Source organism: Pseudomonas fluorescens (assembly GCF_902497785.1).
GTDB classification, from domain to species: Bacteria; Pseudomonadota; Gammaproteobacteria; order Pseudomonadales; family Pseudomonadaceae; genus Aquipseudomonas; species Aquipseudomonas fluorescens_BO.
Map to the genome: position 1 here is coordinate 98796 of NZ_CABVHK010000018.1, position 12500 is coordinate 111295.

General features: G+C 61.2%; 11 protein-coding genes. 2 read left to right on the plus strand and 9 right to left on the minus strand.

Annotation, left to right across the window (positions count from 1 at the left end):
* Positions 1-149: 149 nt before the first annotated feature.
* Complete coding sequence (locus F8N62_RS24695) at positions 150-620, minus strand: hypothetical protein (protein WP_150713167.1); 471 nt, start codon at positions 618-620, stop codon at positions 150-152.
* Between the two features lie 462 nt (positions 621-1082).
* Here F8N62_RS24695 and F8N62_RS24700 point away from each other — a divergent pair, with 462 nt between their 5' ends.
* Positions 1083-2018: a chemotaxis protein CheV gene (locus F8N62_RS24700; protein ID WP_150713119.1), complete on the plus strand. Its 936-nt coding sequence runs from the start codon at positions 1083-1085 to the stop codon at positions 2016-2018.
* A 270-nt stretch (positions 2019-2288) separates the two neighbouring features.
* A complete protein-coding gene (locus tag F8N62_RS24705) occupies positions 2289-3095 on the plus strand; it encodes an MOSC domain-containing protein (RefSeq protein ID WP_150713120.1) in 807 nt (268 codons plus the stop codon).
* A gap of 70 nt (positions 3096-3165) precedes the next feature.
* Here F8N62_RS24705 and F8N62_RS24710 read toward each other — a convergent pair whose 3' ends face one another.
* The 8 genes from F8N62_RS24710 to F8N62_RS24745 all read right to left on the minus strand — a co-directional run bounded on the left by F8N62_RS24710 (position 3166) and on the right by F8N62_RS24745 (position 12467).
* On the minus strand, positions 3166-3450 hold the full coding sequence (locus F8N62_RS24710; RefSeq protein ID WP_010461229.1) for a pyrimidine/purine nucleoside phosphorylase: 285 nt from the start codon (positions 3448-3450) through the stop codon (positions 3166-3168).
* Positions 3451-3519: 69 nt separating this feature from the next.
* Positions 3520-4062, minus strand: coding sequence for an exonuclease domain-containing protein (locus F8N62_RS24715; protein ID WP_150713121.1), 543 nt, complete (start codon positions 4060-4062; stop codon positions 3520-3522).
* Between the two features lie 71 nt (positions 4063-4133).
* Entirely contained in the window at positions 4134-6095 is a 1962-nt protein-coding gene (locus tag F8N62_RS24720; RefSeq protein WP_150713122.1) for an acetyl/propionyl/methylcrotonyl-CoA carboxylase subunit alpha, read from the minus strand.
* Between the two features lie 103 nt (positions 6096-6198).
* Positions 6199-6996, minus strand: coding sequence for an enoyl-CoA hydratase/isomerase family protein (locus F8N62_RS24725; protein ID WP_150713123.1), 798 nt, complete (start codon positions 6994-6996; stop codon positions 6199-6201).
* Positions 6993-8150, minus strand: coding sequence for a citronellyl-CoA dehydrogenase (atuD, locus tag F8N62_RS24730; protein ID WP_150713124.1), 1158 nt, complete (start codon positions 8148-8150; stop codon positions 6993-6995). The genes F8N62_RS24725 and atuD overlap by 4 nt, the downstream gene beginning before the upstream one ends.
* A gap of 24 nt (positions 8151-8174) precedes the next feature.
* Positions 8175-9791 (minus strand): geranyl-CoA carboxylase subunit beta, encoded by a 1617-nt coding sequence (gene atuC, locus F8N62_RS24735; protein ID WP_150713125.1) that lies wholly within the window; start codon positions 9789-9791, stop codon positions 8175-8177.
* Between the two features lie 3 nt (positions 9792-9794).
* Positions 9795-10664, minus strand: coding sequence for an SDR family oxidoreductase (locus tag F8N62_RS24740; protein WP_150713126.1), 870 nt, complete (start codon positions 10662-10664; stop codon positions 9795-9797).
* 12 nt (positions 10665-10676) lie between these two features.
* Positions 10677-12467, minus strand: coding sequence for an acyclic terpene utilization AtuA family protein (locus tag F8N62_RS24745; protein ID WP_191632435.1), 1791 nt, complete (start codon positions 12465-12467; stop codon positions 10677-10679).
* Between the last annotated feature and the right edge of the window lie 33 nt (positions 12468-12500).

Genomic DNA, 12500 nt, shown 5'->3' on the forward strand with positions numbered 1-12500 from the left:
AATGGAAAAAGTCGGAGATATGAAGTTATTTGTAGAGAGCTGTCGGTGACAGGTATGAGGTATTCAATTGCGACATGTGCGTGCTCAAGTTATCAGCACGCCCTTGCGGCAGTAAGAATATGAATCGCGGGATAGCTTTCAGACGGGACTCAAGCCTGCTTTTCGGAAAAGGGTACGAGCCTGAACGGTCTCGAATTAACAGGTGCCTGAAACTGGCTTTGCCCGACCTGGTAGGCGAAAGCTTCGATCAGGGAGGTCTGTTCAGTGTTATCCAGACCGAGTTGCCCGGTGCTCTGATCGATCAGCTCGAGCTGCCAGGCCATTAATGTGAAACAGTCTTTTAAGGCGCCCAATGCCTGATCATGCAGGTCGACACGGTTTTGGGCATGGTTAAGCAAGCCATGGATGTGCAGCGAAAACTCCGACACGGCGACAAGCGCAAGAGCATCGGCCTTGCTGGCCAGTTTGAGCAGGGAACTCAGCATGCAGTCGATGGCGTCCCTGTCATTGCTGATCAGTTGCAAGTGACTCAGGCATTCCTCGGATTTGGCCAGGAGCGTTTCAGCCTCGACGAGAAACTCCGGGAGCCGCTGGGCCCAATCCTTATGGTCGTACGGCATGTCTATCTCCACAACGTCATGTCAAATGAGGGAATGTCGTGTGTGTCGGCGAGAATGTTCTGCGTCATGGCGTTGCCATGCCGAGGTGAGATCGCGCTCCGGCGCGCCCGGATGCAGGCGGGGGAACTCGAGAGGGTGGATGGCCACTGACCTGCGATCGCACACAAAAGCCTGACTCCGTTCATGCAATGAGAATGGCGTCACATTAATGGCTATTGGATATTGCGAATATCAGGTTGGGCCTGATTGTTACTAGGGGAATCCCTTACGTGCGGGAACCTAACGTGCGAACTGTGGTCGCGCCGCCGGAAAACATCAAATTGGCTGATGTAGTTCAGTAAAGCATGATGTTAATGTGACATCAATGCTTGAGCGTTGCATTTTGTCCGGGGGTCAAGGTCCGGCAATTACCGCCGATAACCCTCTTTAGTGAATTCATCAGAACAAGCACAGGAGTCATTGATGGCCGGCATTCTCGACACGGTAGACCAACGCACACAACTGGTGGGTGAGAATCGCCTGGAAATTCTCATGTTCCGGCTGGCTGGACGTCAATTGTTCGCGATCAACGTGTTTAAGGTGCAGGAAGTGCTGCAACTGCCGAAGTTGACTCTCATGCCTCAGCGCCATCCGTTTGTCTGCGGCGTGGTCAACTTGCGCGGCCAGACGTTGCCGGTGATCGATCTGTCCCAGGCCATCGGCATGCGCCCGCTGGTGCCAAGCCCGACCAGTACGATCATCGTCACCGAATACAACCGTTCGGTGCAGGCGTTCCTGGTGGGTGGTGTGGATCGCATCGTCAACATGAACTGGGAAGCCATTTTGCCGCCGCCTGCCAGCGCCGGCCGCCAGCACTACCTGACCGCTATCAGCAAGGTCGACGATCAGTTGGTGGAAATCATCGACGTCGAAAAAGTCCTGGCGGAAATCGTCCCTTACAACGCCAAGGTCTCCCGCGACAAACTTGACGACCCGGTGCTGGAGCGCGCCCGGGGCCGCGAAGTGCTTCTGGTAGACGATTCCAACGTGGCCCTCTCGCAATTGCGCGACACCCTCGGCCAGTTGGGGGTGAAAATGCACATCGCCAGCGACGGCCTGAAGGCGCTGAACATGCTCAAGGGCTGGGCCGATACCGGCGTGAACATGACCGACAAACTGCTGATGGTGTTCACCGATGCGGAAATGCCGGAAATGGATGGCTACCGTCTCACCACCGAAATCCGCAACGATCCGCGTCTGCGTGGGCTGTATGTGGTGCTGCACACTTCGCTGTCCGGGAGCTTCAACGACTCGATGGTCAAGAAGGTCGGCTGCGACAACTTCCTCTCCAAATTCCAGCCGGACAAACTGGTGGACGTGGTGCGTCAGCGCTTGATGCTGGACGAAGTGCCTGCCTGATAACGATGCAGACCCTGTGCGGGCCAGTGTGGCGAGGGGATTTATCGGAATGCCGCATCACCCCGTTCGGCTGCGAAGCAGTCGTAAAACTGCACATGATTCCCAACTGATAGTCAGCGCAAACGCTCTGGGGGCAGCTCTGCTGCCCAACGGGGATAAATCCCCTCGCCACCCAGGCGCGCTCCCACACGGGATACGGTCCCGTTCTCAATCTTTGATTCGCTGGACAAGCTCGTATAGGGTGGCGTTTTATCCATCAGGAAGCTGTCCATGCTGCGTCTGAGCGCGCTTTATCGTTATCCGTTGAAATCCTGCAAGGGCGAGCCGCTGCGGCAGGCCGGCCTCGACAAACTGGGGCTGGACGGAGACCGACGCTGGATGCTGGTGGACGAGGCCAGCGGGCGTTTCCTGAGCCAGCGTGTGGCGGGAAAGATGAGTCAGTTGTCGGCGTTGTGGAATGCCGACGGTGGCTTGACCCTCAGCGCCCCCGGCTACGCGGCGGTCGATGTCGCCATGCCCGCCAGCGACGCTGAACTGCGCGGCGTGACCATCTTCAAGGACAGTTTGCGAGTCCCCGATGCCGGTGACGAGGCGGGTGCCTGGGTCAGTGAGTTCATCGGCAAGCCGACTCGACTGGTGCAGATCCCTCTGGATCGTGCGCGCACCACTCAGGCCGGCTACGGCAAGGATGACGATCAGGTAGCGTTCGCCGATGGCTTCCCGTTGCTGCTGATCGGCCAGGCGTCGCTGCAGGATTTATCACAAAAGGTCGGCCGGCCCCTGGAAATGTTGCGTTTTCGGCCGAATCTGGTGATCGAGGGCAGCGAAGCATTTGCCGAGGATCAGTGGAAACGTATCCGGATCGGCGACGTCGAATTTCGCGTGGTCAAGCCATGCTCACGTTGCATCCTGACCACCGTCGATCCGCAAACCGGTTTGCGCAGCGACGACCGTGAACCGTTGGCGACGTTGCAGAAATACCGCGCTCAGGAAGAGGGTGCGATGTTTGGACAGAATCTGGTCAATGACGGTTATGGCCAGCTCGAAATCGGCATGCCGGTCACGGTCCTCGAGTAAAGAACCCACAATGAAAAATGCCCGTGTCCTTGGACACGGGCATTTTTTTGCGCTGTGAAAACCCGTGGTTTTAGCCGCGGTATTCGCACAGGTAAGCGGTGTCGACGGCCACTTTCAGCTGGAACTTGCTGTTCGCCGGCACGTTGAACTGGCTGCCGGCAGCGAAGGTTTCCCAGTCGGTGCTGTCTGGCAGTTTGACGGTCAGGGCGCCGGTTACTACGTGCATGATTTCACGCTGGCTGGTGCCGAATTCGTATTCGCCCGGGGCCATGACGCCAATGGTCGCCGGACCTTCAGCAGTGCCGAAAGCGATCGACTTGACGGTGCCGTCGAAGTACTCGTTGACTTTAAACATGGGCGATTCCTCGAAAAGGGCTGAAAAGGGCCGGCCAGTATGCACAAGGCCCTTGTCGTCGTCACCTTTCTAGAGCGGAAGAACCAGCGGTAACAGACGCGCTGTATTTCGCGCATCTTCCAGCGCCCGGTGCTGCTGGCCACTGAACTGCATGCCCGCCAGTTGCAGCGCTCCATTGAGTCCCAGCGGGCGTTCCAGGCGTCGGGCCTTGGCAAAACGCTGCTTGAGGTTCATGTGCGGCACGCGGCTCAGTTGGCTGTCGAGTTGCAGACGCTGCCATTCCTGAAGCAGTTGTTTACGGTCGTAATCACCCCAACTGGCCCAGCCCTCCAGTCGCGAATGATGCTGGCCGAGCCAGCGTTCGAAGGCCGGCCAGACCTCGGTCAGCGGTTGCGCGGTATCGATATTGGCCTGGGTTATGTGCGTCAGTTCCCGGCAGAACGGCGTGAGCAGCGGCCGTCGCAACGGTCGCACGAAGCGCTGGAAATGGTCCAGTTCCCGACCCGCCCGGTCCACCAGCGTGGCGCCGATTTCGATGATCTCCATTTCCGTCACTGGCCAGCCACCCTCATCGGTGGTGGCTTCCAGATCTATCACCAGCCAATGAGGCATTGCAGGGTTCCTGGTATCCGCGTCGTGATAGGGCTTGAGCGTAGCCAAACCCGGCGGATCCGCCTAGCGGCTTATTCGACTTCCAACAGAATCTGACGATTTTTCACCTGATCGCCGACCCGGACCTGCAAACGTTTGAGCACGCCGTCTATGCCGGATTTCAGCGGGTGCTCCATCTTCATCGCTTCCAGCACCACCAGCAGCTGACCTTTGCTGACCGGGCTGCCTTCAGTGACCAGCACATCGACGATCGCGCCGTCCATCGGTGCCTTCAACGTGCCGGAGCTGACGGCGGCCTGGCCGCTGACCGGCACCTGAGTACGGTCCACCAGACGCACACTGCCGGGACGGGTGAACAGCCACAGTTGCCCGGCGTCGAGGCGGTAGGCGTGACGCTGGCGGACGCCATCGATTTCCAGCGTGGCCCAGCGTCCGTCGCACTGGATGACCTTCAGTTCGACAGGCTGCGCGGCGACTTGGATTCGGTACGGTTCGCCTGGCACCGCGTTCAATTGCACCGGCCAGTCCTGATCCTCCAGGCCGATGCGAAAGTGCAGCGGCACACTTGCGTTATTGCGCCAGCCGGCCAGTGCGGCGGAATGAGCCTGCGCTGAAGCCTGATAGAACAGCGCGGCGGCGATCGCCAGCTCTTCTGCGCTGGGTATGTGCGTATGCAGGCAAGGGTGGTCGGCGAAATGCGTGGGGATGAATCCGGTGCTGAAGTCGCCGCTGATGAAATGCGGATGTTCGAGCAGGCTGGCGAGCAAGCGCTGATTGCTCGGCAGGCCCAGTAGCACGCTGTCCTGTACCGCTCGCAGTAATTTGCGTCGGGCTTCTTCGCGAGTGGCGCCGTGGGCGATGATCTTGCCCAGCAGCGGGTCGTAGAACGGGCTGACGTGCTGGCCTTCGATCAAGCCATGATCGATCCGAACGCCGCCCTGTGAGGCCGGTTCCCAGGCAGTGATCCGCCCGGTTTGTGGCAGAAACGTTTGGCTCGGGTCTTCGGCATACAAGCGCACTTCCATGGCGTGGCCGTTGAGTTGCACCTGTTCCTGGCGCAGCGGCAACGGCAGCCCTTCGGCGACGCGCAGTTGCCAGGCCACCAGATCGAGGCCAGTGATCAGTTCCGTCACCGGGTGCTCAACCTGCAACCGGGTGTTCATTTCCAGAAAGTAAAACTGCCCGCGCGCATCCAGCAGAAATTCCACGGTGCCGGCGCCGACGTAGTTCACCGCTCGACCGGCCTTGAGCGCCGCTTCGCCCATGGCCTGACGCAACTCGGCGGTCATCACCGGGCAGGGGGCCTCCTCGATGACTTTCTGGTGGCGGCGCTGGATCGAACAGTCGCGCTCGCCGAGGTAGATCAGGTTGCCGTGTTGGTCGCCGAACAACTGCACCTCGACATGGCGCGGATCGATCAGCGCCTGTTCGAGGATCAGTTCGTCGCTGCCAAACCCGTGCAACGCTTCGGAGCGGGCGGTGCGAATCTGTGCCAACAGATCAGCGGCATCCTGCACCAGACGCATGCCACGCCCGCCACCGCCAGCACTCGCCTTGATCATCAGCGGATAGCCGATGCGCCCGGCTTCACGGCTCAGCGTGGCGTCGTCCTGCCCGGCGCCTTGATAGCCTTCGATGCACGGTACACCGGCCTCAAGCATGGCTATTTTTGACAGGCGTTTGCTGCCCATCAGTTCGATGGCGTCGGCGCTGGGGCCGATGAAGGTGATGCCGGCGTGCTGACAGGCGCGGGCGAATTCGGCGTTTTCCGAAAGGAAGCCATAACCGGGGTGGATCGCGTCGGCGCCGGTGCGGCGGGCGGCGTCGAGGATGGCCGGGATGTTCAAGTAGGACTGCTGCACCGGGGCTGGACCGATGTTGACGGCTTCGTCGGCGATCTGCACGTGCAGGGCATCGGCGTCGGCATCGCTGAACACGGCCACGGTGCGGTAGCCCAGGGCCTGGGCGGTGCGCTGGATGCGGCAGGCGATTTCACCGCGGTTGGCGATGAGGATTTTGCTGAGTCCGGGCATGGGTTGTTCTCTTGTTTTTGCGGTGAAGGTGATGGCCTCTTCGCGAGCAGGCTCGCTCCCACAGGTTTTGTGAACGACGCAGAACGGGTTTGTTCGAGAAGCTTTAAGGCGCCCACCCCGGTTTACGTTTTTGCACGAACGCCATGGTTCCCTCGACCCCTTCAGCCCCGGTCACCGCTTCGCTGAACCACTCGGCTGCCTCATCCAGCAATGCATCCGACGGCTGCCCGGCACTCGCCAGCAACAGCTTTTTGGTCATCGCATTCGCCCCCGGCGCGCAGCACAGCACATGCGCGAGGATTTCATCCAGGCGCTCGGCCAGCGCCTGCGCGTCGTGCTCGACAAAATGCACCAGCCCCATGCGTCGCGCGTGGGTGCCATCAAAGCGAGCGGCGGTCAGGGCCAGTCGGCGTGCCTGGGTCAAGCCGATGCGCTGAACCACAAACGGGGCGATCTGCGCGGGCAACAATCCGAGGCTGGTTTCCGGCAGACCGAATTGCGCCTGGTGATCCGCCAACGCCACGTCGCTGACGCAAGCCAAACCCAGCCCGCCGCCGAGCACCGCCCCTTGCAACACGGTGATCACCACTTGCGGGGCGTGTTGTACCTCTTGCAGAAGCGCGCCGAATGCGCGATTCAAATCGCGGTAGGCGGCGGGTCCTTGCGCGCGGGCATTGGCCATGTCCTTGATGTCGCCACCGGCGCAGAAATGCCCGCCGGCACCGCCGATCACCAAGGCGCGAACCTGTCGGTCATCGCGCACTGCCGTCAGCACCGAGCGCAATTCGGCGACCATCTGCAAGCTCATGGCATTGCGGCTTTCCGGTCGATTGAGGGTGATGTGCAGCACGCCGTTATGGGCTTCGAGCAATAGCGTCTGGCAAACCGGCAGGGTGCTCATTTCTTTTTCCCCGGCAGGATGCCCATGAGTTTGCAGATGATCCCCAGCATGATTTCGTCGGCGCCGCCGCCGATCGAGACCAGCCGCACGTCGCGGTAAGCGCGGGCGACCGGGTTGTCCCACATGAAGCCCATGCCGCCCCAATATTGCAGGCAACTGTCGCTGACCTCGCGGCCCAGTCGCCCGGCCTTGAGTTTGGCCATCGACGCCAGGCGCGTGACGTCCTGGCCTCTGATGTATTGCTCGGTCGCCTGGTAAACCAGCGCTCGCAGGCATTCGATTTCGGTTTGCAACTCGGCGAGACGAAAGTGAATGACCTGATTGTCGATCAGCGCATTGCCGAAGGTTTTGCGCTCCTTGCAGTACTCGATGGTGCTGTCGACGCAGTATTCCAGGCCCTTGATCATGTTGGCCGCGCCGAACAGGCGTTCCTCCTGGAACTGCAGCATCTGCATCATGAACCCCGCGCCTTCATGGCCGATGCGGTTGCGCTGCGGGACACGCACGTTGTCGAAAAACACCTGGGCGGTTTCCGAACTGCGCATGCCGAGCTTGTCCAGGTGCGAGCTGAGGCTGATGCCCGGCGTGTTCATCGGCACCATGATCAGCGACTTGTTGATGTGCGGTTTGTCGTCCGACGTGTTGGCCAGCAGGCAGATGAAGTCGGCGCTCGGTGAATTGGTGATCCACATCTTGCTGCCGTTGATCACGTAGTCATCGCCATCTTTGCGCGCCGTGGTTTTCAAACCGGCCACGTCGGAACCGGCGCCGACTTCGGAGACGCCAATGCAGCCGACTTGCTCGCCGGTGATCGCCGGCCGCAGAAATTCCTCGCGCAGTTCATCAGAGCCGAAACGCGCCAGCGCCGGGGTGCACATATCGGTCTGCACGCCGATGGACATCGGAATGCCGCCGCAATGAATGGTGCCGAATTCTTCGGCGGCGACAATGGAATAGCTGTAGTCCAGACCCATGCCGCCGAATTTCTCCGGTTTGGATATCCCCAACAGGCCCAGTGCACCGGCCTTGCGGAAGATTTCATGGATCGGAAAACGCCCGGCTTTTTCCCAGGCCTCGACGTGCGGATTGATCTCGTGATCGACGAATTGGTGGACGGTGCGGCGCAGTGCTTCGTGTTCCTGGGTGAAGATCATTTTTATTGTTCTCCTCTGGCCGGTTCAGAACCGGGCTACGCCAAAACTGTTGGTTTGCAGCGGCCGCACGTCGGCCTCATGACAGATGTCCAGTAAGTAACCGAGCAAGGTCCGGGTATCGCGCGGGTCGATCAAACCGTCGTCCCACAGACTGGCGCTGCCATACAACGCGGTGGACTGGCTGTCGAGTTTCTGCGCGGTCACCTGCTCGAGCATGTCGAGCATTTTCGGGTCGGGGACCAGACCGTCCTTGAGCTGTTTGGCCTCGGTGACGATGCGCAACACCTTGCCGGCCTGAGCGCCGCCCATCACCGCGGTCCGGCTGTTGGGCCAGGCGAAAATGAAGCGCGGGTCGAGGCCCCGGCCGCACATGGCATAGTTGCCGGCGCCATAAGAACCTCCGACGACGATCGTCAGTTTCGGCACCCGCGCATTGGCCACCGCCTGAATCATCTTGGCGCCGTGTTTGATCACGCCTTGTTGCTCGGATTCGGTGCCGACCATGAAGCCAGTGGTGTTGTGGAAAAACAGCAGTGGCGTGCGGCTCTGGTCGCACAGTTGGATAAACTGCGCGGCTTTGCTCGCACCTTTGGGCGTGATCGGACCGTTGTTGCCGATGAAGCCGCAGGCGCGACCCTGAATCTGCACATGGCCGCAGACGGTCTGTTGATCGAATTCACTTTTGAATTCGAGAAAGTTCGAACCGTCTGCGATCCGCGCGATGATTTCGCGCACGTCATAGGGCTTTTTCGGGTCATCCGGAATCAACCCCAGCAGCTCGTCGATCGGGTAGAGCGGTTCTTCCCAGTGGCGCTCGGGCAACCAGGACAGCTGATCATTCCACGCCAGCATCCGGACAATCTCCCGCACCTGGCGCACGCCATCGGCATCGTTCTCGGCCAGGTATTCGGCGGTGCCGGCGGTTTGCGCGTGCATCTCGGCGCCACCCAGTTCTTCATCGGTGGCGACTTCGCCGGTCGCGGCTTTGAGCAGCGGTGGGCCGGCGAGAAACAGCTTGGCTTTACCGCGCACGACCACCACGTAGTCCGACAGCCCCGGCTGATAAGCGCCGCCTGCCGTGGCCGACCCGTGGACCACGGTGATCTGCGGAAGACCCATGGCCGACATCCGCGCCTGATTGGCAAAGCTGCGCGCGCCTTCGACGAAAATCTCCGCCGCGTAATTCAGGTTGGCGCCGCCGCTCTCGGCGAGGGTGATCACCGGCAGTTTGTTTTCCATGGCGATTTGTTGCAGGCGCAGGGATTTTTTCAAGCCGCTGGGGGAAATCGTCCCGCCCTTGATCGCGCTGTTGTTGGCCACCACCAATACCCGCGCGCCCGATACGTAACCGATCCCGGCGATTAAACCGCCACCCGCCGAACTGCCGTCCTTGTCGTCATGCAACTTGTAGCCGGCCAGGCTCGCCAGTTCGAGAAACGGCGCGCCCGGGTCGAGCAACAGATTGAGCCGTTCACGCGGTAGCAATTGCCCGCGCTTGTCGAACTTCGGCTTGGCGTCGGCGGCCTTGTTCAGCAGGTTTTGCTCGAGCTGACGGACGTGCTCGATACCGGCCAGCATCGCCGCACGGTTCTGGGCGAATTGTTCGCTGGAAGGGTCGATCTGCGTCTGGATCACCGGCATGGCTTATTCCTTGTCCTTGAGGACGTCGGGGAGATAAGCGCGGTGGAAACCGTTGTACGACTCGCTGTTCGTCGCCTTGTGAATCGGCCACGCCCGCCCGCCAAGGCTGGCGGCCCCGTCGATGCGCAGCGTACTGCCACTGACAAACGCTGCCGCCGGGCTGAGCAGGAACACGATCGCCGCGCTGACTTCCGATTCGGTGCCGATGCGTTTGAGTGGCACGTGCTCGCGCAAGGTCGGAATCACCGCTTTGAACGCGCCTTCGTAAGTGTCCATTCCGCTGGACGCGATCCATCCCGGCGCCACCGCGTTGACCCGCACCCCGGCGTAACCCCATTCGAACGCGGCGGTCTTGGTCAGGTTGTCCATGCCCGAGCGCGCTGCGCCCGAATGGCCCATGCCGGGCATGCCGCCCCACATGTCGGCGAGCATGTTGACGATGGCGCCGCCGTGTTTGCTCATGGACTGGTTGAACACTTCCCGGGCCATCAGAAAACCGCCGACCAGGTTGGTGCGCATCACGGTTTCAAACCCCTTCTGATTGATTGAGGCCAGCGCCGACGGGTATTGCCCGCCGGCATTGTTCACCAGTGCGCTGATCGGCCCGTGTTTGCGGATCAGTTCGCTGACCAGGTGCTTGACCGCTTCTTCGTCGCGAATATCGCAGGTTTGCCAATCGGCCTTGCCGCCGTCTTCGGCAATCTCGGCCGCCACGGCTTTGAGTTTGTCGGCATTGCGGCCCACCAGCAGGACATGAGCGCCGAGGGCCGCCAGTTCGTGGGCGGTGCAGCGACCGATGCCGCTGCCGCCACCGGTGACGATGATGTTTTGACCGGCAAACAGACCGGTTTTGAAAATCGAGTCGTAGGCCACGGCGGCAGTCCTCTAGTTGACCTGGTCGGCGATGCGCTGTGGCACCGGAATCTGGATCTCCAGCAGTTGCTGGGCGAAAGCCTTGCCTTGCGGGTCTATCCGCAGGCTGGCGATACCGCCGCCGCCCAAGGCGTTTTCCAGTAGAAAATTCAGGCTGTGGGTGGCCGGCAAATACCAGCGCTCGACGCGGCCATGAATGGGGTCGAGCACATGGCGCATCCAGTCGACGAGCACTTCCGGGGTCAAGGCTTCGGCGATCCACGGCAAGTACTCGGGATCGCGTGCCATGACGCCGATATTGCTGTGATTGCCCTTGTCGCCCGAGCGCGCGACCGCCAGTTTGATCAGCGCCACGCTGGCATCGGCGCGGCCCGTGGGTTTTGGTGGGTCGAGCGGTACAGGCAGGTCAGCGGTGGCGAGTGTATCGAGGGCGGGCAGGGCGCACGGATGGCGCTGGCCCTTGAAATCAATGTCCAGCGTGCAGGCGCTTTTGTCGATGAGGAACGAGAATAGCCGGATCAGCGGATACACCGTCGGCCGTCCGCCGACGATCCCGGTCAACCCCGGCGCCATGCCGGTGGCGGCCTGGGCAATTTCCCGGGAGAACAGGATCAACGCCTGCTTGTTCGAATGCCGCACGGCGAGCTTGATCACCACTTCGCGGCTGTCCTGACGTTGCCCGTGCGGGCCGTAAGTGGCCTCGCTGCCCAGCAGTTCGATGTTCACTTCGCTGTAGGGTGGCCAGCCGCGCTGGCTGAAGATTTCAGAAGTCTTGTTGATGATCGCTTCGCTGACGCGCCGCGCCTTGTCCAGCGCGTCGATCCCGGCGATCAGGCAACTGGCGGTGCAGCGGAAACCGTCTGGATACGTCGCGCTGACCTTGTATTGATCCGTCGGCGGCAGGCCTCTGGCGCCATGCACCTGCACCGCGTTCTTGCCTTGTTGTTGAAGTTTGACCTGAGTGAAGTCGCAGATCACATCGGGCAGCAGATAGGCCTGCGGGTTGCCGATTTCGTAAAGCATCTGCTCGCCGACGGTCAGTGGCGTGATCAGGCCACCGGAGCCTGCGGGTTTGCTGACGATGAATTGGCTGTCGGCGCTGACTTCGACGATGGGAAAGCCGATGTGCTCGTAGTCCGGCACGTCGCGCCAATCGGTGAAGTTACCGCCCGTGCACTGGGCGCCGCATTCGATGATGTGGCCGGCGAGGGCGGCTTGCGCGAGTTTGTCGTAGTCGTGCCAGGACCAGCCGAATTCGTGCACCAGCGCTGCGCTGACCACGGCGCTGTCGACCACGCGGCCGGTGATCACGATGTCCGCACCCAGGCGCAATGCTTCGACAATGCCCGGTGCGCCGAGGTAGGCGTTGGTGGAGACGCACATCGGCGGCAAAGGCGCGCCGCTGAACATTTCGTGGATGCCGTGGCTGCTCAGCTGTTTGAATTGCGGTTGCAGATCATCGCCCAGCAACACGGCGATCTTCAGCGCCACACCGGCCTTGTCGCAGGCGGCTTGCAGCGCGGCGGCGCAGGCCTGTGGATTGATCCCGCCGGCATTGCTGATGACGCGGATGTTCTGTTCGGCAAGTTGCCCCAGCAGGGGGCTGAGGACTTCAATGAAGTCGCCGGCGTACCCGGCCTGCGGGTCTTTCATCCGTGCGCCGGCCATGATCGACATCGTGATCTCGGCCAGATAATCGAACACCAGGTAGTCCAGGCGTCCGCCTTCCACCAGTTGCGCGGCGGCGGTGGAAGTGTCGCCCCAGAAGGCGCTGGCGCAACCGATGCGAATCGTTTCAGGCACAGCCTTGTCCATAGCCACCTCCGACAGAAGTGC